At 64.6% G+C, this 24,690-nt stretch carries 19 protein-coding genes; 8 read left to right on the top strand and 11 right to left on the bottom strand.

Annotated elements, in window-relative coordinates:
• Window positions 1-6 precede the first annotated feature (6 nt).
• From SLW56_RS15100 to SLW56_RS15090, 3 genes are all read left to right on the top strand, one after another.
• Window positions 7-2,748: a tetratricopeptide repeat protein gene (locus SLW56_RS15100; protein ID WP_267084862.1), complete on the top strand. Its 2,742-nt coding sequence runs from the start codon at window positions 7-9 to the stop codon at window positions 2,746-2,748.
• A 32-nt stretch (window positions 2,749-2,780) separates the two neighbouring features.
• Window positions 2,781-4,124, top strand: coding sequence for a tRNA uridine-5-carboxymethylaminomethyl(34) synthesis GTPase MnmE (mnmE, locus tag SLW56_RS15095; RefSeq protein ID WP_267084861.1), 1,344 nt, complete (start codon window positions 2,781-2,783; stop codon window positions 4,122-4,124).
• 184 nt (window positions 4,125-4,308) lie between these two features.
• On the top strand, window positions 4,309-5,514 hold the full coding sequence (locus SLW56_RS15090; RefSeq protein ID WP_320695076.1) for a tyrosine-type recombinase/integrase: 1,206 nt from the start codon (window positions 4,309-4,311) through the stop codon (window positions 5,512-5,514).
• 99 nt (window positions 5,515-5,613) lie between these two features.
• Here the strand turns inward: SLW56_RS15090 and SLW56_RS15085 are convergent, their stop codons facing one another.
• From SLW56_RS15085 to SLW56_RS15040, 10 genes are all read right to left on the bottom strand, one after another.
• The gene (locus SLW56_RS15085; RefSeq protein ID WP_320695075.1) at window positions 5,614-6,666 is read right to left on the bottom strand and encodes a virulence RhuM family protein; all 1,053 of its coding nucleotides are present in this window, start codon (window positions 6,664-6,666) and stop codon (window positions 5,614-5,616) included.
• A 58-nt stretch (window positions 6,667-6,724) separates the two neighbouring features.
• The gene (locus SLW56_RS15080) at window positions 6,725-9,907 is read right to left on the bottom strand and encodes a type I restriction endonuclease subunit R (RefSeq protein WP_320695074.1); all 3,183 of its coding nucleotides are present in this window, start codon (window positions 9,905-9,907) and stop codon (window positions 6,725-6,727) included.
• Complete coding sequence (locus SLW56_RS15075) at window positions 9,907-10,653, bottom strand: abortive infection family protein (protein WP_320695073.1); 747 nt, start codon at window positions 10,651-10,653, stop codon at window positions 9,907-9,909. Before SLW56_RS15075 ends, SLW56_RS15080 begins: the two co-directional genes overlap by 1 nt.
• A complete protein-coding gene (locus SLW56_RS15070; protein ID WP_211288333.1) occupies window positions 10,650-11,912 on the bottom strand; it encodes a restriction endonuclease subunit S in 1,263 nt (420 codons plus the stop codon). Before SLW56_RS15070 ends, SLW56_RS15075 begins: the two co-directional genes overlap by 4 nt.
• Window positions 11,902-13,494, bottom strand: a complete 1,593-nt coding sequence (locus SLW56_RS15065; RefSeq protein ID WP_320695072.1) for a class I SAM-dependent DNA methyltransferase — start codon at window positions 13,492-13,494, stop codon at window positions 11,902-11,904. Before SLW56_RS15065 ends, SLW56_RS15070 begins: the two co-directional genes overlap by 11 nt.
• A gap of 60 nt (window positions 13,495-13,554) precedes the next feature.
• Entirely contained in the window at window positions 13,555-13,851 is a 297-nt protein-coding gene (locus tag SLW56_RS15060; protein WP_128421241.1) for a helix-turn-helix transcriptional regulator, read from the bottom strand.
• Between the two features lie 137 nt (window positions 13,852-13,988).
• A complete protein-coding gene (locus SLW56_RS15055) occupies window positions 13,989-14,852 on the bottom strand; it encodes a phage integrase N-terminal domain-containing protein (protein WP_320695071.1) in 864 nt (287 codons plus the stop codon).
• A gap of 642 nt (window positions 14,853-15,494) precedes the next feature.
• On the bottom strand, window positions 15,495-15,779 hold the full coding sequence (locus SLW56_RS15050) for a HigA family addiction module antitoxin (protein ID WP_128421243.1): 285 nt from the start codon (window positions 15,777-15,779) through the stop codon (window positions 15,495-15,497).
• A gap of 65 nt (window positions 15,780-15,844) precedes the next feature.
• The gene (locus SLW56_RS15045) at window positions 15,845-17,038 is read right to left on the bottom strand and encodes an STY4528 family pathogenicity island replication protein (RefSeq protein ID WP_320695070.1); all 1,194 of its coding nucleotides are present in this window, start codon (window positions 17,036-17,038) and stop codon (window positions 15,845-15,847) included.
• Window positions 17,039-17,474: 436 nt separating this feature from the next.
• Complete coding sequence (locus tag SLW56_RS15040; protein WP_320695069.1) at window positions 17,475-18,380, bottom strand: NAD(P)H-binding protein; 906 nt, start codon at window positions 18,378-18,380, stop codon at window positions 17,475-17,477.
• A gap of 133 nt (window positions 18,381-18,513) precedes the next feature.
• On the opposite strand from SLW56_RS15040, the gene SLW56_RS15035 reads away from it, so the two are divergent.
• The gene (locus SLW56_RS15035) at window positions 18,514-18,966 is read left to right on the top strand and encodes a helix-turn-helix domain-containing protein (RefSeq protein WP_267093186.1); all 453 of its coding nucleotides are present in this window, start codon (window positions 18,514-18,516) and stop codon (window positions 18,964-18,966) included.
• 121 nt (window positions 18,967-19,087) lie between these two features.
• On the opposite strand, the gene SLW56_RS15030 is transcribed toward SLW56_RS15035, so the two are convergent.
• Window positions 19,088-19,930, bottom strand: a complete 843-nt coding sequence (locus SLW56_RS15030; RefSeq protein ID WP_320695068.1) for an ATP-binding cassette domain-containing protein — start codon at window positions 19,928-19,930, stop codon at window positions 19,088-19,090.
• 135 nt (window positions 19,931-20,065) lie between these two features.
• Here SLW56_RS15030 and SLW56_RS15025 point away from each other — a divergent pair, with 135 nt between their 5' ends.
• From SLW56_RS15025 to SLW56_RS15010, 4 genes are all read left to right on the top strand, one after another.
• Entirely contained in the window at window positions 20,066-21,262 is a 1,197-nt protein-coding gene (locus tag SLW56_RS15025) for a fatty acid desaturase (RefSeq protein ID WP_017907974.1), read from the top strand.
• Window positions 21,263-21,321: 59 nt separating this feature from the next.
• Window positions 21,322-21,663 carry an EF-hand domain-containing protein gene (locus SLW56_RS15020; RefSeq protein ID WP_267084954.1) on the top strand — a complete coding sequence of 114 codons (342 nt, stop codon included), beginning with the start codon at window positions 21,322-21,324 and terminating at the stop codon, window positions 21,661-21,663.
• Window positions 21,664-21,799: 136 nt separating this feature from the next.
• Complete coding sequence (gene mutM, locus SLW56_RS15015) at window positions 21,800-22,612, top strand: bifunctional DNA-formamidopyrimidine glycosylase/DNA-(apurinic or apyrimidinic site) lyase (RefSeq protein WP_267084857.1); 813 nt, start codon at window positions 21,800-21,802, stop codon at window positions 22,610-22,612.
• Window positions 22,613-23,011: 399 nt separating this feature from the next.
• A complete protein-coding gene (locus tag SLW56_RS15010; protein WP_039726155.1) occupies window positions 23,012-24,616 on the top strand; it encodes a glucan biosynthesis protein D in 1,605 nt (534 codons plus the stop codon).
• Window positions 24,617-24,690 lie beyond the last annotated feature (74 nt).

The following is a 24,690-nucleotide window of genomic DNA, read 5'->3' as shown; positions in this document are numbered from 1 at the left end:
GTGGTCATGCGCAAGCGCCATCGTCCGTTGTCGCCGTCCGTCGCCGTGATCGGCCTGCTCGCCTTGGCGCTGGCCGCGTGCCAGCGCACGCCTGCTGACAGCGCGGCGACGCCGTCCAAGCCCGCGACATCGGCGCCGGCGATCGCCATTCCAGGCTCTCCCGCATTGCAGGCCCAGGCGACGACGCTGCTGCAGGGCCTGCAGGCGCAGCTGGCGGCGCAGCGCAAGATCATCGTGTTGCTGGCCGACGAGGCCAAGCAGTCGCAGGCCGACCGACAGACCTCCAGCAGCGTCGGCCAGCAGCTGTTCCACGAGGGCCTGGAGCGCCGCGAGACGCTGGCAAAGCAATTCGATGCGCTGCTGGCGCTGCCCGACCCGCAGCGGTTCGCCGCGGTCGGCAGCCTGCTGGACTACGTCGAATCGGCGCCGGACCTGTACGACGCCGACCGCCTGGCATTCCGCGAGATTCTCGCCGACTGGCAGGTGCGCATCGGCAAGGACTCCTCGCTGCCGGCGATCAAGCTGCACCAGCGCATCGGCGAAGACCTGGAAGCGCTCGACGAGATCGAACGCACCTACAACCGCGAGATCACCGCAATCTTCAGCCGCTTCGATCGCACCCGCGCGATCGTGCAGAAGCGCGAGAAGTGGGAGGACTATGTCGCCCACCTGGGCACGCTGTACACGCGCGAGGCGATCCTGCGCGACTACGGCGTGATCACCCCGTACCCGATGTCGATGAAGGACAGCGACCGCGAGGTGTTCGGCCGCGACCTGCCGCCGAAGACCGTGGTGCTGAGTTTCGACGACGGCCCGCATCGCGAATACACCGACGAGATCGTGGCCATCCTCAAGCGCTACGACGTGCCGGCCACGTTCTTCGAAGTCGGCCGCAACCTGGGCAAGCTGGAGCCGGATGGCAAGGTCGATCTGTCGCCGCTGGCCAGCGTCAGCCGCAGCCTGATGGAGCAGGGCTACACCGTCGGCAACCACAGCCTGACCCACGCGCAGCTGTCCAAGGAAACCGGCGCCGCGCTGCGCAGCCAGATCCTCGACACCGACCGCATGCTGCGCGCGGTCGATGCCAAGCGTGCGCCGCTGTTCCGCTTTCCCTATGGCGCGCGCAACGCCGAGGGCATGCAGATCCTCGGCGAGGCCGGACTGAAGTCGGTGATGTGGAACGTGGATTCGCTGGACTGGGCCGACCCGGTGCCGGAGTCGATCGTGCAGCGCGTGCTCGAGCAGGTCGGCCGCGAGCAGCGCGGCATCCTGCTGTTCCACGACATCCACGAACGCACGGTCAAGGCGCTGCCGCAGATCCTGGACCGGCTCAGCGCCGACGGTTACCAGTTCGCCGCCTGGAACGGGCGCGACTTCAGCGTGGCGCGCGCGGCCAGCAACGCCGCCGCACCGGCGGTGACCAGCGGCTACGACAAGTCGTGGGCCATCGTCATCGGCATCGACGACTACGCGCACTGGCCCAAGCTGCAGTACGCGGCCAACGATGCGCAGGCCATCGCGCAGACGCTGACCGGCAGCTTCGGTTTCCCGTCGTCGCAGGTGATCGTGCTGAAGAACCAGGAGGCGACCCGCAACAACATCCTGGCCGCTTTCCACGATCGCCTCGCACACGGCGGCGTCGGCAAGAACGACCGCGTGTTCGTGTTCTTCGCCGGCCACGGCGCGACCCGCAAGCTGGCCTCCGGGCGCGACCTGGGCTACATCATCCCGGCCGACTCGGACCCGGCGCAGTTCGCCACCGACGCGATTCCGATGACCGAGATCCAGGACATTGCCGAAAGCCTGGAAGCCAAGCACGTGCTGTTCGTGATGGACGCGTGCTACAGCGGCCTGGGTCTGACCCGCGGCGGCGGTACCAGCGCCTACCTGCGCGAGAACGCGCGGCGCATCGCCCGGCAGATGCTCACCGCCGGCGGCGCCGACCAGCAGGTCGCCGACAGCGGCCCCAATGGCCATTCGGTATTCACCTGGGTGCTGTTGCAGGCGCTGTCGGGCAAGGCCGACCTCAATGGCGATGGTCTGATCACCGGCACCGAGCTGGCCGCCTACGTGGCGCCGGCGGTGTCGAGCATCTCGCAGCAGACGCCCGCGTTCGGCAGCCTGCCCGGTTCGCAGGGCGGCGAGTTCGTGCTGCAGGTACCGGAGGGCGAAGAATTCCTCACCGCCAGCACCCAGCAACTGTCCTCGGCGGCGATCGCGATGAACGACCGCGTCGATGCGGCCGCGCCCGCATCGACCGCGACCCCGAACGCCGGCGCCAGCAGCGCCGACGCACCGCCCGCTGCGTCCAAGCCGGCGGTGGTGGTCAAGGACCTGCAGGGCGGCGAGCGACCGCTGGCGGTGCCGGCCGCGGCCGGCCCGGTGTCCGACCGCCAGCGTGCGCAGCGCGCCAACGACCGCGGCCTGCAGCTGTACAAGGAGAAGCGCTACGACGAGGCCGAAGCGCAGTTCACCGAGGCGCTGAAGCTGCGCCCGGACTTCGCGCTGGCGGCCAACAACCTGGGCTTCATCTACTATCGCCAGGGCAAGTACGCGCAGGCCGTGCGCTGGCTGGAGAACACGCTGAAGATCGATCCCTCGCGCGCGGTGGCCTACGTCAACCTGGGCGACGCCTACCGCCAGCTCGGCGATGCGGCCAAGGCCAAGCGCGCGTTCCAGACCTATCTGGAGCTGCAACCCAACGGGGCGTCGGCCGCCTACGTCCGCGGCCAGCTGCAAACGCTGTGATCCATCGCGCCGCCGAACCTGTCGCCTTCGCCATGCCGCCTTCCGCCACCGAGACCATCGCCGCCATCGCCACCGCTCCCGGCGCGGGTGGCGTCGGCGTGGTGCGCGTGTCCGGTGCGGCGGCGGCGGCCATCGCCGAGGGGCTGGGCCTGGGCACGTTGGTGCCGCGCAGCGCCCGCTACGCGCGTTTTCGCGACGCGCACGGCGAGATCGTGGACGACGGCATCGCGCTGTGGTTTCCGGCGCCGCGCAGCTTCACCGGCGAGGACGTGCTGGAACTGCAGGCGCATGGCAGTCCGGTGCTGCTGCGGCACCTGGTGGCGCGCTGCTGCGAACTCGGCGCGCGGCCGGCACGCCCGGGCGAGTTCAGCGAGCGCGCCTTCCTCAACCGCAAGCTCGACCTGGCCCAGGCCGAGGCGATCGCCGACCTGATCGCCGCCGGCGACTTGCGTGCGGCGCGCGCCGCACGGCGCTCGCTGGACGGGGTGTTTTCGCGGCGCGTCGACGATCTGGCCGAACAACTGATCCGCCTGCGCATCCACATCGAAGCGGCGATCGATTTCGCCGACGAGGCATTGGACACGCTGGGCGGCGAGCAGGTCCGTGCCGGCCTGGCGCAGGCGCGCACGGATCTGACGCAGCTGCGTGCCGACGCCGAACGCGGCCGGCGCCTGCGCGATGGCCTGCACGCGGTGCTGGTCGGCCCGCCGAATGCCGGCAAGAGTTCGCTGCTCAATGCGCTGGCCGGCAGCGACCGCGCCATCGTCACCGACATCGCCGGCACCACCCGCGACACCTTGCACGAGACCGTGCGCCTGGACGGCGTGGAACTGACCCTGGTCGACACCGCCGGCTTGCGCGAGGGCGGCGATGCGATCGAGCGCGAGGGCATGCGCCGCGCGCGCCAGGAACTGCAGCGCGCCGACCTGGCGCTGATCGTGCTGGATGCGCGCGACGCCGAGGCCGGCCAGGCCGCGATCGCCGATGCCATCGCCGATGTGCCGCAGCGCCTGTGGATCCACAACAAGAGCGACCTGCTCGCTGCCGTGCCCGCCGCCAGCGCCGAGCGCGTCTACGTTTCCGCCGCCACCGGCAGCGGGCTGGAGCAGTTGCACGCGCAGTTGCGCGCGATCGCCGGTGCCGCGGCCGGCGAGGGTAGCGACGGCGAGTTCTCCGCGCGCGCCCGCCACGTCGACGCGCTGCAGCGCGCCGCGACGCATGCCGACGCGGCGGCGGTCGAACTGCAGCACGAACGCCTGGAACTGGCCGCAGAAGAGCTGCGCCTGGCCCATGCCGCGCTCGGCGAGATCGTCGGCACGCTCAGCGCCGACGATCTGCTCGGGCGGATCTTCTCCAGTTTCTGCATCGGGAAGTGAGATAGGGTCTATGGATGTCCACTGAAGTCTGCTGATGTGCCTGTAATCCCCATAGATAAAGGGATTTTTGTCTACTGAGTGATTCGGTGATACCGTCATAGCCACTCGTTTTTATGTCCAAATTTGGCACCAAGTAGCTGGATTTTTCACTTTCATCCTTCTACTTGGACATGCGGAGGATGAGATGGCACTGACCGACACTGCGCTCAAGGCACTCAGGTCCAGGGACAAGACCTATACGGTCACCGACGACCGGGGGCTGTATGTGGAGGTCTTCCCGACCGGGGGTGTTGTCTGGCGATACCGCTATCGGCTAAACGGCAAGTACGAGAAGCTGACGCTGGGCAAATACCCCGCGTTGACGCTGAAGAATGCGCGCTTGAAGCGGGACGAGGCAGCCCAGCAAGTGGCGATGGGAGAGTCGCCGGCAAAGAAGAAGCAGCAGGAGAAAGTGGCTGGAGCAGAAGACGCTACCTTGGCCGAATTTGCCGAGCGCTTCTTCAAGGACATCCAGTCACGCGACCGCAAGGACATGACCATGCCTCGCCGCTACCTGGAAAAGGACATCCTGCCGCACATCGGCAGCAAGCGGATCAGGGACATCACCGCCGAGGACGTGCGCAGCGTCATCTGGCGCAAGAAGGCGCAAGGTTTCGACGCCGCCGCCGGCCAGGTGCGCGGGCTGCTCAAACGCATGTTCGACTACGCACTGACCTGCGGCCTGATCCAAGCTAACCCGGTCATGGCCCTGCCGATGCGGCACGTCTACCGCGCCGCCGCCCGCGACCGGGCACTGACGCCGGACGAAATACGGCAGTTCCTGCGCACCATGCAGACCTCCAACATCCGCCGCCAGTTCAAGATCGCCTTCCAATTGATCCTGATGACCCTGGTGCGCAAGTCCGAGCTGATGCTGGCACAGTGGAAGGACGTGCATCTGGACGAAGGCGAATGGCACATCCCGGTCGAGAACTCCAAGACCGGCAAGCCGCACATCGTCTACTTGTCCACGCAGGCACAGACCCTGTTCAAGGAACTCAAGCCGCTGGCCAGCAGCAGCGTCTGGGTGTTGCCGGGGCGCGGCACCCTGGCCAAGCCCTTTGCCAACAACGCGCTGAACCAGGCGCTGAAGGTGTCATTGCAGGGGCAGGAGATCCCCGCCTTCACCATCCATGACCTGCGGCGCACTGCTTCGACCCTGTTGCACGAGCAGGGCTGGCCTTCGGATGTGGTGGAGAAGGCGCTGAACCACACCATCGGCGGCGTGCGGGGCGTCTACAACCGGGCGGAATACGCCGAGCAAAGGCGAGAGATGTTGCAGGCGTGGTCGGACTACATCGACGGGCTGGTGCCGTCGGGAAATCTGGTGATCGGTGCCGGCTCGGCGTGACGGCGGCCTTTTCCTTTTCTGGGTAGGGCCGTTGTCCCTTGCGTGCCATTCTCTTGTTGCTTTTCCCTCTTCCCTTTGGCTGGCCAAAAGCCCGGCAATTCATTTTCGCTTATTGCTGCTTTTTCCCGGCTTGGGCAGCGTCCTGGCAGCGTCCTCCAGCATCCGCACATTGGCATCTGCACCTTCGGCCTCCAACAAGGCCCGCCGCTGGACGGCGAACTGCTCATATTGGTTCTCAGCGTGGGCGTCGGCCTGCTTCTTGGAGATACGGCCTGCGTCGGTGAGTACATCGCGTTCGTTGAAGGTCAGGAAGGCATCGAGCCGCTCCGCCCAGTTCTTCAGGAACACTTCCTTACGCCGGCGAGCCTGATCCTCGGCGAAGTCCAGCCACATCGTGACAATGCGGTTGAGTTCGCTAATTTCCGATTCCCGCAGGTAATTCTTGGCAACGGTCACATCGGCCTTCTGTACGCTGCCGGATTTCCAGGTCGTCAGCCCCATGTTGGGCAGGCGGCTGTCGGCACGCTCGGTAATCAGTTCGGCGGCGGTCTTGCCGGTGACGGCGAAGTGCAGCTTGTTTTGAATGAAGCGGAAGAACTGGGTGGTTTCCGGCAACGTGGGCGAGTAGTCCGCCGCCATCGAGAAAATCTCGCGCACCCGCAGGTACATCCGGCGTTCGCTGCCCCGAATGTCGCGGATACGTTCGAGCAGCTCATCGAAGCGGTCGGGAACGGCGGAACCGGCGACGGGCGGGTTCTTCAGGCGTTCGTCGTCCAGCGTGAAGCCCTTGACCAAGTACTCCGCCAAGCGCTCCGTGGCCCAGCGGCGGAATTGTGTGCCCCGTGGCGAGCGCACCCGGTAGCCAACCGCCAGAATCGCTTCCAAGCTGTAGTAGGCCACCCGGTAGTTCTTGCCATCAGAGGCAGTTGTCAACCAATGGTTGACAACTGCCTCGGGCCGCAACTCCCCCTCGGCAAAGATCGCCTTCAGGTGCTTGGCGACGTTCTGCTTGCTGGTCTGGAATAGTTCGGCCATGCCTGCCTGCGGCAGCCACAGCGTATCGGCCACGAAGCGGCATTCGACGCGGGTACGTCCGTCCTCGGTTTCGTAGAGCAGGAATTCGCCGGGTAGAGGCTGAAGTTGGTCGGTCATGAGCAGTACCCGCGCGAAATTTGCAGGAGAGCAGGAAGATCCGTCATCCATCTGCCCCCTAAACCCACCCGGCCGACAGTGCTTCCGCCTGCTGCAACACTGTCTGGACAGCGGCATCCTGCAAATCAGGCGGATAGCCGTATTTGCGCAAGATACGCTTAACCAACACGCGCATCCGGGCACGCGCCGAATCGCGATGTGCCCAGTCAACCGAGACATTGCTTTTCAGGCTGACTAGCAATTCATGGGCAATCACCTTGAGATTGTCATCGCCAATTATTTGCACTGCCGATTCGTTTTCAGCCAGCGCGTCATAAAAGGCGATTTCTTCGTCGCTGAGCCCGGACTCCTCCCCACGCTGTCGCGCCGCTCGAATGTCCTTCGCCAACTGGATGAGTTGCTGCAACACCTCGGCGGTGGTGATAGCGTTGGCGTGGTAGCGGGCCACGGCATCTTCCAGCCGTTCGGAAAACGCCCGCGTCTCGACGATATTGGCCTTGCTGCGCGAGCGGATGCCATCGTTGATGAGCTTGCGCAGGGCTTCCAGCGCAAGGTTCTTCTTCTGCATCTGCTGCACTTCGGCCAGAAATTCGTCAGACAGGATGGAAATGTCCGGTGACCGGATGCCTGCCGCTTTCAAGATGTCCACGATCTCGGTGCTGACCACCGCACGGCTGACAATCTGCTGGATGGCGAAGTCACGCTCTTGCGAGGTCACGCCAGAGCCAGTGCTCGATTTGACCAGCGCGGCGCGAATAGCTTGGAAGAAGCCGACTTCCTCGCGGATGCCGCGCGCCTCGTCGGAGGCTGACGCCAGCGAATACGCCTTCGACAAGGCCAGCACTGCGTCCTGATAACGCCGCTGAGCGTTCTTCCTGCCTCCCTCCGTGGTCTCCGCCGCCGCCCATTGTTGCTGCCTGTCCAGAATGCACTCGATGGCTCCGGCCATCATCGCCAGCCGCTGTTGCGGCGTGCCGCTCAAGGCTGTGACGTAGTCGAAGCCGTGGTACATGTCACGCACCACTTCGTACTTTTCCAGCAGTACGGCCACAGCCTGCGCTTCATCGACGCCCGTGGTTTCCTGGTCGCGCGCCGAATACTGCGCCAGTGCCGACTTCAAACTCTGAGCAATGCCGATGTAGTCCACGATCAGACCCGCAGGCTTGTCGCGGAACACACGATTGACGCGAGCAATGGCCTGCATCAGTCCGTGGCCCTGCATCGGCTTGTCCACATACATCGTGTGCATGCACGGGGCGTCGAAGCCGGTCAGCCACATGTCGCGCACGATGACCAGCTTGAGCGGATCTTTGGCATCGCGGGCGCGCTTGGCGAGCAGATCGCGTCGCGTTTTGTTGCCGATGTGCTGCTGCCATTCGGGTGGGTCGCTGGCCGCGCCCGTCATCACGATTTTGATGGCTCCGGCATTGTCATCGGAGCTGTGCCAGTCCGGGCGCAACTTGACGATCTCGTTATACAGCGCCACGCAGATGCGGCGGCTCATGCACACCACCATCGCCTTGCCATCCAGCGCGGCCAGCCTGTCCTCGAAGTGCGCCACTAAGTCCTTCGCCACTAGCGCGACGCGCTTTTCGCTGCCGACCAGTTGCTCGACTGTCGCCCATTTCGCCTTCAGCTTTTCCTGTTCGGGGACCGCCTCGTCCTCAGTCAGCGCTTCCACCTCAGCATCGAGCTTGGGCTTCTCGTCCTCATCCAGTTCAATGCGCGCCAGCCGCGATTCGTAGTAGATCGGCACCGTCGCACCGTCCTCCACCGCGCGGCTGATGTCGTAGATGTCGATGTAATTGCCGAACACCGCCGGGGTGTTCACGTCGGTGGCCTCGATAGGCGTGCCCGTGAAGCCGATGAAGGAGGCATTGGGCAGCGCATCGCGCATGTACTTGGCGAACCCGTAGGAGACTTCGCCGGTCTTGGCATCCACTTTGGCGCGAAAGCCATATTGCGAACGATGCGCTTCGTCGGCGATGACCACCACGTTGCGGCGTGTGGTCAGCGGCTCATTCACTTCTCCAAACTTCTGCAAGGTGGTGAAGATTACGCCGCCCGAAGCCCGAGCCAGCAGTTGCTGCAAATGCTCGCGGCTTTCGGCCTGCACCGGTGTCTGGCGGATCAGGTCGCGGCACATGGAAAAGGTGGCGAACAACTGGTCGTCCAGGTCGTTGCGGTCGGTCAGCACGACAAGCGTCGGGTTCTCCATCGCGGGGTGTTTCACCAGTCGCCCGGCGTAGAAGGCCATCAGCAGACTCTTGCCGGAACCTTGCGTATGCCAGATCACCCCCGCGCGCCTGTCGCCCTGGAGCTGCGTCGCCACGCTGGGCAGCCCGTAGGATGCCGGTTCCTCGGCTACGCCGTGCCGTGGGTCGGAGGCGCGAATCGTGGACTCGATGGCGCGGTTGACCGCGTGGTACTGGTGATAGCCCGCCACGATCTTCGCCAGGCCGCTGCCGGTTTCGCCGAAAACGGTAAAGTGGCGCAGCAGATCGAGGAACCGCTGCTTCTCGAACAAGCCCTCGATCAGCGTCGGAAGTTCCGGCAAGCCTTTTTCCAAAATAGCCTTACCATCCGTCGTGCGCCACGGCATGAAGCGTTCCAGATCGGCCGACAGCGACCCCACGCGCGCCGCGATGCCGTCAGACGTGACCAGCAGCGCATTGGTTTGAAACAGTGCTGGAATCTGCTGCTTATAAGTCTGCAACTGATTGAACGCGCCGGCCAGATGCCCGCCCGCGCTGCCCGGCGCCTTCAGTTCGATCACCGCCAGCGGCAGGCCGTTGACGAACAGCACCACGTCCGGCCTGCGGTTGACCTGACCGTTGATGACCACGAACTGTTGCACCGCCAGCCAGTCGTTGCGTTCGGGCGAATCAAAGTCCAGAAGCTGAACCTTGCCCGCCGTCAGCACGCCATCGTCGCCGTAGTATTCAACATCTGCGCCTTCGGTCAGCAGCGCGTGGATGCGACGGTTTTCTTCCAACAGAGCGGGAAAGACGGATTGCGTGAGCTTGCGGATGGCATCCGCCCGCGCTTCCGGTGGAAGCTGCGGATTGAGCCGCAGCGCGGCATCCTCCAGCCGCTTTTGCAGGATCACAACATCGTGACTGTCGCGTTCCGGCGCGCTGCCGTCCGGGCCGATGGTGTCGTCCGAGGCAATGGCATAGCCCAGCTCGCGCAACTGATCGAGCAGGGCTTGTTCGATGGCGGCTTCGGACAGAAAGGCCATCAGGCTTCCCCTTGTTCTTCGTTTTGTTCCACGATGGCCGCGGGAACGCCACGCGCGGCGTTCAGGGCTTCGATGTAGGCATCCCGGTCGAGCTGATAGAGCAGGCGACTGACGGGAACATTGAGGGAAAGATACTCGCCGCCGGGCAGCAGAACCCGAAGTTCCGGGTTGCCGTCATCATCCGTCACCAACTCCAGTCCTACGTTTGCGTCGATCAGTTGATTGAACGCCTCGAATCGTTCCCATGGCTCACGCGAACTGACTGGATCGCGCTGCGCTTCCAGATAGGCTTGGTGCAGAAACATCACCAGCGCGTCTGCCGACAAGACCGCTGAGCGCCGATGATGGACAGACAGCTTGGCGAGGAATCCGTCCCGACCGTGGCTGACTGGCCCCGATTCATTCCGAAGATCACTCAGTGCCGTCGTCAGTTTGTGGTGCTGCGACACCAGCTTGAGGAACTTGTTGTTCTGGTTTTCGCCAAGCTTGAGCACGCGCACTGCCGCGCTGACCCATACGCTAAAACTCGGGGCCGCATCTGTCGGCTTGACGGGCTGAGCGGGCGAATCCAGTTCATCGACAACGATGCGGCAGAACACTTCGACGATGGATTTCGCGCAGTCGATGCACGCATCGTTGTCCTGCTCCAGGGTGCGCTCCAGCGCCTCAAAGGTCTGCTGCAACATCGGCGCGTCGCGCCAATGCCCGCAGGCTTCGCGGATACCGGGGCACCAATCCAGACTCATTGGTTCACCCTCAATTGGCCGGACAGAAGGCGTGGCAGCAGTGCGTCACGCAGATTGGCGAGAGTAGCGGCTTGCTGGTTGTTTTGCTCGATGCGTTCGAGCATCGGCTTCGTGACGATGGAAAACTCGGCGATGACTTCATCGGGCGCGATGGCACACGGCGTTTCGGCGACGACATTGGAGCGCACGGCGGGATACGCCGCGCCATCGGCGAGGTTGGCGAGGCGCTGAATCGCTTCGTCGCGCGTGGCGGACAAGTAGATGAAGCTGGCGTGGTGAGGCTGCTTAGGCGACAGTACGGCAAAACCAGTGCTGCCAGTGAGGTTCGGGGTTGGTGCATGGATGTAGGCGAATGCACGATTGCCGGGACGCACCGTTCCGACGATGGTGTCGCCTTCGCGCAGTTGCATCCGTGCGCGGCTGGGTGCTGCGTCGAACGCAAACTCATTCACCGCTTCAATGCGGTTGGCCGAAACGCTGCTGAGGTCTATGTAGCGCACGGTCGGTGGATGTTTCTTGTCCGTCCACTTCGCGGCGTTGAGTTCGCACAAGTCGCCCAATATCCCCACTCGCCACCCATTCGGAATCGAGCCCAACTCCGATTCCTGCATGTCCTCAGGTGGCACGCCGTCGAAATCCACGAACCACGACTTGAACAGCGCAGCAGCAATGGCTTCCAGCGTGGCGTTGGTCTGACGCAGGTTGTTGATGCGGACGGCAAGAAGTGTTGCCATTTCGCCAATGGCGCGTTGCTCGTGAATAGGCGGCAACGGCAGCGCCATTTGTTTGAGGTGCATTGGGCCAAAATGCCGGATGACGCTGCCAGATGCCATTGCCTCGACTTGCTGCATAAAGGCAGAAGAGCCAAGAAACGCCCGCAGAAAACCCGAATCAATATCTCTGTTCTTTGGCCGAAAGCGAATCAAGCCTGTGTATGGAACCGCGCCCTCGGCTTCTTCGGTGACTACGCTTATGCGACCAAAGGATGCACTGGTGCTGATAACCAAGTCGCCGCGTTCAAGACGAAAGTGATTCCACTTGTTCGCAACTTTTTCTGGCGCTAGGAAGTTGCAGCCTTCAAGCGTGACGAAGTCACCTTCGACGCCTTTCAGACGAATCAGCGGTACGCCCCTATCGTGAAAGTCCTTTGCAAGAATACCAGGCCCTTCCTGAAAGAATGCGACATCAGTCAGCGGAACAACTTTCCAATCTTCGGGGCAGATCGCCTCAAGTTCGGCTTGATACGCGCTAGACGCCATAACCCAGCGCCTCCAACTTCTCATGGATGACGGCATCCAGTTCCGCGCCGCGCTTCGTCTGTTCAAACAACTGTGTGGTCAAGCGTTGCATCTTGCCCGCGAATGCCTCGTCGTCCGCATCCTGCGCTTCTGTGCCGACGTAGCGGCCAGGTGTCAACACATAGTTATGTTTGTGGATTTCTTCGAGAGTGGCGGATTTACAGAAACCGGGAATATCTGAATATTCACCCGCATCGGCTTCACCACGCCACGCGTGGTAGGTGGAGGCGATGCGCTTGATTTCGACATCGGTCAGTTCTCGCCGCGTGCGGTCCACCAATACGCCCATTTTGCGGGCGTCGATGAACAGTACTTCACCGCGACGGTCGCGCAGCTTGGTCTTCTTTACCAAACCATTGCTACGACCCTTCGCCAAAATCCATAGACAAGCCGGAATCTGCGTGGAATAGAACAGTTGGCCGGGCATAGCGACCATGCAGTCCACCACGCCTGCGCCTTTAGCGGCTTCAAGCATGGCCTTTCGGATCTCGCCTTCGCCGCTCTGCTGCGAGCTCATCGAGCCATTGGCCAGCACCACGCCCGCGACACCATGCGGTGCAAGGTGATGGAAGATGTGCTGTAACCACGCATAGTTGGCGTTGCCCACTGGCGGAGTGCCGAATTGCCAGCGCACGTCTTCACGCAGGCGCTCGCCGCCCCAGTCGGAAATATTGAACGGAGGATTGGCGAGGATGAAGTCGGCTTTCATCGGTGCGCCATCATGGCCGCGCTGAGCAGCGAGCTCGTCCTTGTGGAAGCTGCCTTCGTTATTCCAGAAGATCTTGGAATCAATACCGCGCACGGCCAAGTTCATCTTGCACAGCCGCCAAGTGGTGTAGTTGCTCTCCTGTCCATAGATGGCGATGTCGCCGATTCGACCGCCATGTTCAGTGACGAACCTTTCGCTCTGCACGAACATGCCGCCGCTGCCGCAGCAAGGGTCATACACGCGCCCGTTGTACGGTTCCAGCATTTCCACTAGTGTCCGTACCACAGAGCGCGGCGTGTAGAACTCGCCGCCACGCTTGCCTTCCGCACCCGCGAACTGGCCGAGAAAGTATTCATAGACACGGCCTAGCACGTCACGGGATTTGTCACTGCCATCATGCAGGGCAATGCCGGAAATCAGGTCGATCAACTCGCCCAGCATCACCTTGTTGAGCGCGGGGCGGGCATAGTCCTTGGGTAGTACGCCTTTGAGCGATTCATTGTCCTTCTCGATGGCGCGCATAGCATCATCGATTAGTGTGCCAATGCTGCTCTGCTTGGCGTTGGCTTGTAGATGCGACCAGCGCGCCTCCTTAGGCACCCAGAAGATGTTGTCGGCCAGGTATTCGTCCTTGTCCTCGGCGGCAGCGGCATCTTCGGCCAGCAGTTCGGCGTGACGGGCCTCGAAGGCATCAGAGATGTACTTGAGGAAGATCAGGCCCAGCGCGACATGTTTGTAGTCACTGGGTTCCATGTTGCCGCGAAGCTTGTCGGCGGCTTTGAACAGCTCCGCCTCGAAGCCGAGGTTGCCACCGTTGTTGTCATTCTGTGCCATTGTTTCCTGTCCTATGTGCGTGCCGGACCGTTCAGTACGACCAGAAATTTTTTGCCATCGCTATTCATGAGCAAGCACCGCTAACAGGCCGGCGATGGCGGAGCGTACCTGCTCCTTATCTGGGCTGGCCAACATCGTGCGCACCTTCTGGGCCAAGTCGTCAGCCGATGGCGCCGATACCCCATTGCCAATATGCGCCTCCCGCATACAGGCATTGATCACTTTGGCGGGTGGGTCGTACTCCCCCCGCTCATACCGGCTCAACTGGGACTGCGAAACGCCCAGAACAGTGGCGAACTCCGCCTGGGTTCGCCCATTGCGGGCGGCCCGAATGAGATCAGCGACGCTGTTGACCATAGGGTATCTTGGTGGCGTAAATATGCTTAATAAGCATTGTACATCAATATTAATGCTTAAAGAGCATTTTTCTCATCGAAGACATCCGAGCCAATAGCTCGCGCTCCAGCCGCAAGGCTGGCGTCAAGAGAATCAATTCATCGACCTAAGTACACCGTCGTGATTTGCAGTCGCTCATGTCCCAATTCACGGCTGATCGTCTGTCGCGCAACGTGGTCCTGGTCCAGTTGTGCAGGTGTCAGTTGCTGTGTCGAAGGACCGCCTGCCGCCGGAGCCTTCCAGCCTGTCATCACCAGATAGCGCGCTTGGGCATAGCCATGCCGCAGACCGTGCATGTTGCTCAGGCCCGCTGCCTTGCATTGCCCGTCGTAGACATGCCGTTGCTGGATGTAGGTCTTGTTCACGGGGATCAGCGAGCCCATACCTGCCAGACGGTGTGCTTCGTCCAGCACCGCACGCTGTTCCGGCGTCGTGATCGGCGCCGTCCGGTCGCGCCCGCCCTTGGCCCATGATCCCTTGATGGCGATGTGGTCGCCACGGTCGGCATAGCGGGACTGGAATTTGATGGACTCTTCCCGCCGCAGGCCAAAGGCCGCTTGCAGGCGCAGGCTCATGCGGACGTATGGATCGGTGATTCTGTCCAGCCCATCGCCCAGTTCCTTGGCCTTGCTTTCGTTGGTCACATATCGGCGGTCAGGGATGCCCAACTTGGTGTTGTCCGTTGGCAGGATGCCTGCCTTGCCGACCTTCTCTGCCCACCAGCGCAGGTAGGCCATGCGGTTCTTGAGCGTGCCAGCCGACAGGCCTTCGGCCTGCCAGCGCTGCAACAGGGTTTCGACATGCTTGCCCTTGAGCGAGGTGGCCCGCATCTGGCGGAAGCCCGCTTCGCGCAGTTGGCGAGCGGCCAGGCTCAGCGACCGTTGCCGGTCAGCCTGGGTGGCATGGCTGCCGTCGCGGTTGCGCTGACAAAGTTGGCGCAGGGTGTAGGTCAGGTCATCCATCGTAGTGTTGTTTCGTCGGTTGTCGGGGCTGAGAAGCAAGCTGGTCAGTGTTTTTGCCAACTCGCCAAGGCGAGATCCCCGAAGGGCAAGGGCCAGATGCTCAGTTCACCTGTGGCCTCGAATGAGGCGTCCGCCTTGCTTCCTGTGGGAAGACTGGGCAGAGGAATGGCAAGGGACGACAACGCAATGTGCTGGGATGGGTACCTCCTGTTGTTCAGTGATGGAAGATGTGTCGGCAGGCCGAGCGAGAACGGCGACCAGCGACGAATGCTAGAACGGCGGACGTGTGTTGCGTCGATGGCGGGACGAACCACGCCGGGGATGAGGAAGGCTCTGCCCATGGGTAGGACGACACACCGAGCGAGCCGAGGTGTGTCTGGGATGGTTCCGTCCGGCGAGCCGGGTCGGCGCTTGAACGAACCTGCGCCAGAGGGTTCCGGTGTTCATACCCACCGGCAGGTCATTGCTGGGCCAGTGTGCCGGGGCATCGTCATGTGCGCAGCCATCAATATGGTGCTGCGCCAACCCGCATTTCTGCTGCAGTTCGCCGGGCCGTCACTGCGGCGGGCAGTGACGGCCCCAAAGCGGAAGTCGCCAGCTGCAGCAGACCTTCAACCGAATCGGTTGGCGCAGCCAGCGATTTCACTTGGCGCGCAGGCGCTTGATCAGCGGATGGGGCCGCTGTCTGGCCTGCCACAGGTCGTAGGCGATCTGCTCCCTCAAGTATTGGCTCGCACTGCCCAGCCCCGCCAGTTCCAGCCGATGGGCCAAGTCGGCGCTGATGGCCGCGCGGCCGTTCAATACAGTGGAGAGCTGGCCCCGTGAATAGCCAAGATGTTCGGCCAGGGCGGTGATGTTCAGGCCGATGGCAGGCAACACGTCCTCGCGCAGGGACTCGCCAGGATGCGGTGGATCGTACATGGGCATGGCGTGAACTCTCCCGTGACAGGAACCGGCCAAGACGCTGGTTTCACCATGTTCTCAGTGTAAGGTCATGCCTTACGTTGTGCCAAGTGATCCGAGCTTTTCAGTGACGCACAAACCCTTGGTCCGTGTAGGCTGCATTCCGTTGCAAGCCAGGTCCTCGATGATCTGCCGACCGATTTGGGTGGCGTCTGCAGGATGCGCCGAATCTGTTCCATGTGTCGCTGCACTACCTCGCGAGACGCGGGTTTGGCTGGTTGGACGACGGGCGGTGAAGGAGCAGTAGGCGCCGAGGCGGGCAATCCGCTGGCGACCGCCTGTGCAGGGGCCTGGTGTGGGGCAGGCTTGCGCGCCGCCCACAACTTGAACGCACCGTTTACCGCCTTCTTGATCAGCCCATAAAGGTAGGCGATGGTGTTATGCACACAACCCGTTTCGCAACGCACGTCCCACTCAGCCAGCACGGCCTGGCGTTGCTCCAGAGGCAGGCCCTTGAGGCGGGCCAAGAGGATCTGTTGCTGATCTTGCGGCAGTTGCCGAAAGCGAGTTGGCAAATCCGACCTGCATGCCTGCACTTCGGACTGTGGCAGGTACGTATGTACTTCTTTTAATAATTCTTTTTCTACAGTACGTACTGCTGCAGTGGATGCCGATGCGGACTTCGGAATGTCCTCCCCGGCTTCGACGTGCCCGTTCTGGATGGTCTGGCGACCGTCGCGTGGAATTGGCCTACCCGGGCTACCAGGATCGTGGTCATCATCATTGCGCCGCAGCCGCTCGAACCGCTCACGCACCGCCGCAGGTAACATCTGCAGCCTGTCGGGAGAACGCACGGCCTCGTTGAGGATGGACCTCGCCAACTTGCGGATCGTCGCACTAGCATGGCCGAGCGCCCGTTCGAGCAACGGCAGGTAATCGTCGTCTTCCAGGCAGGCTTCAACGAAGGCCAGCGGTTGATTCCGCACGGCATAACGGCTGGCCATGGAGAAGCCGGTCATGGGGTTGCGGCGGTACTCGACCAGTGCAATCCACGTGGACAGCCGCAGGCACAGCACGGCCCTGGACACAGTTTCGAGGGCGGCGCGCTTGCTACCCGGCGCACTGGGCAGGTATCCGCGTAGTGCGTCGTAGCTGATGACCACGGTGCGGTCGCTGCCGGCCAGAGAACGGAAGGTCAGCCAGGCGTTGCGCTCCAGCGGCGTCAGCCGCTCATCGAGCAACAGGGCTTTCGGGGTGATGATGTCGGACGGTTCGTGAGACATGGCGATGCTCCATCGTGATCGGCCGGATGGCCGAAGGAGCCGTCATGTCACCTTGGTATCACCGCTGCCGCAGCCAACAATCCGAATCGCGCTAGGCTCGCTTTTTCAGGCTGAAATAGGGCACATCATCCTCGGGATGCTGAAGCAGGAAGTGCAAGAAGGATCCTGTCGCAGTCGCTGCAGCCGTCACTGGAAGCCGATGGCCATGTTCGTCGCTCTTGGTCGAGGTATCGTTCCGCTCATCTCACGGTGCCGGTCATGCCCACAACGTCCAAGCCGAACCATGCACGTCCACCGAAGGACACAGTGATGCTTTGGATCCAAGAATAGATCCAAGCGCGTCGATGGGCTTCAAAAATTCAATTGAAAATCAATGGCCTGTAGAGGAGTCGCCACTTCTGCATCGGCAAATAGCCCGTCGCGCCGCTGAGTGCGCTTACGGCTTCAGCCCCGCCAGTTGCGCGCGATTGTCCTGCAGCCACTGTTCGAACGGCAGCGGCGCCTGCCCGGTCAGCGCCTGGTAGTCGCTGGTGACGGTGGCGACGTGGCCGGCCGCGGTGTTGGTGTCGAACGAAGCATAGATGCGCGCGACCGGTTCGGGCAGGCCTGCGCCGACCATGCCCTGCACCAGGCCTTCGACCGGCACCGGCACGACCTGGATCTGCACGTCCAGCACCTGCGCGACCAGCGCGGCGATTTCGGCGGTGGTGTAGGCGCGCGCGCCGCTGAGGGTGAGCGTGCGCTTGACGTCGCCGCTGGCCAGTGCGACCGCGGCGGCGCGGGCCAGGTCGTCGCGCGCGATATGGGCGATCCCGCCGTCGCCGGCCGCGCTGTACCAGTGGCCCGAGGCCAGCACCGACGGCAGGCTCATGAACAGGTTCTCGAAGTACCAGTGGTTGCGCAGCACGGTCCAGGCGGGCAGGGCGCTGGCGGCCAGGCTGTCTTCGGTGCCGGCGTGATCCGTGGCCAGCAGCAGCGGCGAGTCGTGTGGTTCCGGGCAGGAGGTGTAGACCAGGTGGCCGACGCCGGCACGCTCGGCGGCGGCGATCGCGGCCTGGTGCTGCTGCAAGCGGTGGCCGGGGCGGTCCAGCGCGTCGGTGCTGATCAGCAGCACGCGGCCGGCGCCACGGAATGCGGTGTCGAGCGAAGCGGCGTCGTCGAAATCGCCGTGGCGCACGGCCACGCCGCGCGCGGCCCAGGCGGCCAGGCGCTCGGGCTGGCGGGTCATCGCCACCACCCGCGCCGGCGCCACCTTGAGGGTGTCGAGCAGGTGCGCGAGCACGCGCTGGCCGAACTGGCCGCCGGCGCCAGTGACGAGCAGGGAATCGGAAGATGCGGACATGACGGGTCTCCTGAGGAAGGGCGGCGTCGCAGGACGCCATGGTCTGGAAAAGGAACCTGGTCTATCCTAGAGACCTTGGCCGACCTGTAAAGACGGCACTTTTTCCGCCCCTGCTTACCCCGAGGTAACCACCATGGACACCGTCGTACCGCCGGTCGCCGCCTGCGACGCGCTGTTGAGCCAGCAGTTGCAGGACTACCAGCGTGCCGGCATGGCCATCGACCAGTGCCCGGTGCGCGACGTGCTGGCGCAGATCGGCGACAAGTGGAGCACCCTGTTCGTGATGCTGCTGGCCGAACGCCCGCACCGCTTCGGCGAACTGCGCCGCGCGGTGCCGGACATCTCCCAGCGCATGCTGACCCAGACCCTGCGCGACCTGCAGCGCGAAGGGCTGGTCGCCCGCGAGGTGCTGCCGACCGTGCCGCCCGGCGTGGAGTACCGGCTCACCCCACTGGGGCACTCGTTGAGCGTGGTGCTGGCACCGCTGGTGCGCTGGGCTGCCGATCACCACGCGCAGATCCGTGGCGCGCGCGCCGCGTTCGAGGCCGATGCACCGGCGCGGGCGGTGGGCGCTGCGTACGGTTGACGCGTCCCGTGCGAGCGGCTTTACCGAGAACGCCCGGTCGCAGCGGAAGCCGCACCTACGGACATTCCCGCATTACCCGCAACCCCGACGGCCGCAAACGCCCGAATTCGGCAACCGAGGATCAGCTCTCCGCAACCACCCGCGCGCTGTAGCTGTCGCCGTCGCGCTGCACCCGTACCGGTCCGCCGAACACCGCCGACAACGGCGCATCGGCCAGCAGTTCCTCGCGCGCGCCGTCGGCGTACACCTGGCCCTCGCGCAACAGGATCACCCGTGCGATTTCCGGCACGATCTCTTCGATGTGGTGGGTGACCAGCACCAGGGTGATGCCTTGACGGGCGAGGTCGCGCATCGTCGCCAGCAGGTGCTCGCGCGCGACCAGGTCCAGGCCGGTGCTGGGTTCGTCCAGCAGCAGTGCCTGTGGCCGATTGACCAGAGCGCGCGCGATCAGCACGCGCCGGGTCTCGCCGGCCGACAGCTCGGCATAAGGACGCCGCAGCAATGGCAGCGCGTGCGCGGCCTGCAGCGCCTCGCGCGCGCGGTCGCGCATCGCCTCGGTGACCTCGCGGTGCGGCGGCACCACATAGCTGGCGAAGAACCCCGACAGCACGGCGCTTTCCACGTCCAGCCCAGGCATGTCGGCGAGATTGACGCTGAGGTCGCCGGTGACGATGCCCAACTGACTGCGCAGTCGGTCTACCTGCCAGCGGCTCTGGCCGAGCACCCGCACCGCCGATTCTTCGCCGGCGCGCGCCAGCGGGTACAGCTCGCGGGTGATGAGCTTGATGAACGAGGATTTGCCGCAGCCGTTCGGGCCGAGGATGGCGGTGTGCTGGCCGAGCGCGATGCGCAGGCTCAGCGAATGCAGTACCCGGACCTGGCCGCGGACGACGCTGGCGCGATCGAGTTCGATCAACGGCGCGGCCGCTGGCACGGGGGTTGCTTGGGAAGAGGCGGCTGACATGGAACCGAAACCGTTCTGTGATCGGAAGCGCTTGGCGGCTGAATACCATACGCGAGCGCCGGGTGAAGTTTGCGCCCGCAACCCCCATCATGTCGTCATCCCCTCACGCCGTCTTACGCTCTGGAGCTTCTGGCAATGTTCGACGCGATCCTCGACTTCCTCGGCAACGGCCTGCTCGGCGTCGGCTGGTGGGGCATGCTGGCCGTGCTGCTGCTGTTCACCCAACTCACCATCTTCGCGGTGACGCTGTACCTGCACCGCAGCCAGGCGCATCGCGGCGTGGACTTCCATCCGCTGCTGTCGCACTTCTTTCGCTTCTGGACCTGGTTCACCACCTCGATGATCACCAAGGAGTGGGTGGCGATCCATCGCAAGCACCACGCCAAGGTGGAGACCGAGGAAGACCCCCACAGCCCGCAGACCAAGGGCATCGCCCGCGTGTTCTGGCGCGGCGTGGAGCTGTACCGCGAAGCGCGCACCCAGCGCGGCGACATCGAGCAGTACGGTAAGGGCGCGCCGGACGACTGGATCGAGCGGCACCTGTACACCCCGTACGCGAACCTGGGGCCGGTAGCGCTGTTCGCGGTCAACTTCGCGCTGTTCGGCCTGCCCGGTATCGCGCTGTGGGCGCTGCAGATGGCGTGGATCCCGTTCTGGGCCGCCGGCGTGATCAACGGCCTGGGCCACTGGTGGGGCTACCGCAACTTCGAGTCCGCCGACACCTCGACGAATCTGACGCCGTGGGCGCTGTGGATCGGTGGCGAAGAACTGCACAACAACCACCATGCCTTCCCCAGCTCGGCGCGCTTCTCGATGCGCCGTTGGGAACTGGACATCGGCTGGATCGCGATCCGCGCGCTGGCCGCGCTGCGTCTGGCCAAGATCCTGCGCGTGGCGCCGACCCTGGACGTACGCCCGAACATCGCCGTGCCCGACGCCGACACCCTGCGCGCGCTGCTGTCGCATCGCTTCCAGGCGATGACCGATTACCAGCGCAACGTGTTCAAGCCCGCGCTCAAGGAAGAAGCCGCCCAGGCCGGCGCCAAGCTGCGCAAGCTGCTGCCGCGGCGCCTGCGCAAGGGCCTGGTCGACGATGGCCGCTGGCTCAAGCCCGACGCGCGCGAACAGCTGCAGCACTGGGTGGCGCAGCGGCCGCGCATGCGCACGCTGGTCGAGCATCGCGCCCGCCTGGCGGCCCTGCTCGAAGCGCGCACCCACGATGCCAGCGAGCGTCTCAAGCACCTGCAGGCCTGGTGTCACGACGCCGAAGCCAGCGGCATCGCCGCGCTGCAGGCCTACGCCGCACGACTGAAGGGCTACGCCCTGGCATGAGCCGCGGCGCACCGCATATCCCGTCGCACGAACGCCGCCTTGCGCGGCGTTCGTCGTTGATGGCCGGGCTGACGCTGGGCATCGCGTGCGTCGCGACCTTGGCCGGCATCGATGTGCGTGCGCAGGCGATCGACAGCACCGCCAGCTACCTGCAGCGCATGGACCGCGACGGAGACGGCCGCGTCAGTCTGGACGAATACCTGGCCTGGATGAGCTACGCCTTCGACGCGCGCGACCTCGACCACGACGGCGTACTCAGCCCGGCCGAACTGCCCGGCGGCCGCGGCCCGCCGATCACCCGCGCGCAACACCTCGCCACCCTGACCGCCCGCTTCCGCAAGCAGGACACCAACGGCGACGGCTACCTCAGCGCGCGGGAGTTGGCGGCACCGCCGCAGTGAGGGCCGCCAGCGCCATGCGCGCTGTGCATTCCGTCGCGCAGCCGGGGCTGTTTCCCCTCAGCGATCCCCAGCTTCAGCGGAAGCGCACCTCGCGCCAGCTAAGCTTGTCCATCTACCCGCGACATTCACCGAAGCCATGCCCGAACTCCCCGAAGTCGAAACCACCCGGCGCGGCCTGGAGCCGCATCTGTCGGGGCGGCGCATCCATGGGGTGATCCTGCGGCGGCCGGATCTGCGCTGGCCGATTCCGCCGGAGGTGGCCGAGCGGTTGCCCGGGCAACGCATCGACGGCATTCGCCGGCGGGCCAAGTATCTGTTGCTGGACACCGCGGTCGGCAGTGCGCTGTTGCATCTGGGCATGTCCGGCAGTTTGCGCGTGCTGCCGGGCGACACGCCGCCGCGGGCGCACGATCACGTCGACATCAGCCTGGAAGACGGGCGCGTGCTGCGCTTCAACGATCCGCGTCGGTTCGGTTGCCTGCTGTGGCAGGCGCCGGGCGAGATCCATCCGCTGCTCGCCGAACTGGGGCCGGAGCCGCTGTCCGATGCGTTCGACGGCGATCATCTGTTCCGGCTCAGCCGCGGCCGCACCGCGCCGGTCAAGACCTTCCTGATGGATCAGCGCATCGTGGTCGGGGTGGGCAACATCTACGCGGCCGAGAGCCTGTTCCAGGCCGGCATCAGTCCGCTGCGCGAGGCGGGCGAGGTCTCGCGCGCCCGCTATGCGCGCCTGGCCGAGGCGGCCAAGGCGATCCTGGGCTATGCGATCCAGCGCGGCGGCACGACCTTGCGCGATTTCATCAGCCCGGACGGGGCGCCGGGCTACTTCGAGCAGGAGCTGTCGGTCTACGGCCGCGAGGGCGAGGCCTGCAAGCGTTGCGGACGCACGCTGCGCCACGCCAGCATCGGCCAACGCGCCAGCGTCTGGTGTGGCCACTGCCAGCGCTGAGCAACGAACGCGATCGCGCTGCACGCACCGGCGAAGGCGGTCCGGGGCCCGCAGGGACACCGGCAGCACCGCGCTTCTTGCAGCGTCTCGGCACGATGGGCCGTCGCGACCGCGAACGCGCTTCAGCCGCGACGGGCCTTGCCGGTAACGCGTCGGCTCAAGCGCACATGTCGCTGGGCTTTTCAGCGGGCCTTGTCGCGTCGTTAGCGGCTCCCGAAGGCGCCTTGCCCACTCGGGCATCGCGACGCCGATGTGGTCGGGTCGGCAAAGCGTGTCTCCCGGGCCTGCCGGCCCACTCCTGCACGTCTGCGCCCGGGACGCACTCCCACGGACACCATCACCGCCACCTTCGGCGCCGCTTGTCTATGATGGGCGTCCTTTTCCGTTTCGATCCCGGCCATGCAACGACGCGATTTCCTCAAGAACGCTGCCGCCGCCTTTGCCGCCATGGGCTTGCCAGCGATGCCGATGCTCGGCCAGGCGGCCCCTGCGGTGGGCCTGCGCCGCCTGGGCAAGCCGCAGCCGTTCGACTACGCCTGGCTCAAGGGCCACGCGCGGGCCATGGCCGATGCGCCGTACCAGAGCCACAAGCGGGCGCTGCCGGCGCCGGTGGAGGGATTGACCTGGGACCAGTACCAGTCGATCCGCTACCGCCAGGACCATGCGTTGTGGGCGGCCGAGCAGGGCCCGAAGTTCCAGGCCAAGTTCTTCCACCTGGGGTTGTACTTCAAGACGCCGGTGCACATGTTCGACCTGGTCGACGGGCAGGCGCAGGAACTGGCCTACGACAGCGCGGCGTTCGATTACGGCAGCAGCGGGCTGAAGGGCAAGCCGCTGCCGAAGGAACTGGGCTTCGCCGGTTTCCGCCTCAACACCAAGCAGGACACCGAGCGCGACTTCGCCGCCTTCCTCGGTGCCAGCTACTTCCGTGCGGTGGGCAAGGAGGGCCAGTACGGTCAGTCGGCGCGCGGCTTGGCGATCGATACCGGCACCGGCGGCCCGGAGGAGTTCCCGGACTTCATCGCCTACTGGCTGGAGCAGCCCAAGGCCGGCTCGGACACGGTGGTGGTGTACGCGCTGCTGGATTCGCCCAGCGTGGCCGGTGCCTACCGCTTCGCGATCACCAACGGCGACGTGCTGCTGATGGACATCGACAGCGCGCTGTATCCGCGCAAGACCATCGAGCGCCTGGGCCTGGGGCCGTGCACCAGCATGTACCAGGTGGGCGAGAACGACCGCCGCATGGATTGGGACTGGCGCCCGGAGATCCACGACACCGACGGCCTGGCGATGTGGACCGGCGGCGGCGAGTGGATCTGGCGGCCGCTGTGCAATCCGCCGCACCTGCGCTTCAACATGTTCGTCGACGAGAACCCGCGCGGTTTCGGCCTGCTGCAGCGCGACCGCAACTTCGATCATTACCAGGACGACGGCGTGTTCTACGAGAAGCGCCCATGCCTGTGGGTGGAGCCGAAGCAGGGCTGGGGCAAGGGCTCGGTGCAACTGGTGGAGATCCCCACCGTCGACGAGACCTTCGACAACATCGTCGCGTTCTGGAATCCGCAGGACAAGCCGCAGCCCGGCCAGGAGCTGCTGTTCGGCTACCGCCTGTACTGGGGCGCACAGGCGCCGGCGTCCTCGCCGCTGGCGCACTGCGTGGCCACGCGTACCGGCCTGGGCGGCGTGGTCGGGCAGAAGCGGCATTACTTCTCGTGGCGCTTCGCGGTGGATTTCGTCGGCGGCGAACTGGCCAAGCTGGGCAAGGAGAAGGACGCCAAGGTCGAGGCGGTGCTGCAGCTCAACCGCGGCCGCACCGAGATCGTTTCGGCGCGGCCGTTGCACGAGATTTCCGGCTACCGCGCGATGTTCGACGTGGTGCCGCCGGACGACGGCACCGAGCAGATCGACATCCGCCTGTACCTGCGCAGCGGCGAGCGCCCGCTGACCGAGACCTGGCTTTACCAGTGGACGCCGCCGCCGGCGGCCGAGCGCAAGTTGTACTGAGCCGCGAAGCGCTCGGCGCCGGCCGGCATCGGGCGCTCGTTGGATGGGGCGGTTGCGCGGGTGTTTAAGTCCCG

The organism is Xanthomonas sp. LF07-6 (genome assembly GCF_034105445.1).
Taxonomy (GTDB): domain Bacteria; phylum Pseudomonadota; class Gammaproteobacteria; order Xanthomonadales; family Xanthomonadaceae; genus Xanthomonas_A; species Xanthomonas_A sontii.
This window is presented reverse-complemented; position numbering and strand designations above follow the sequence as displayed.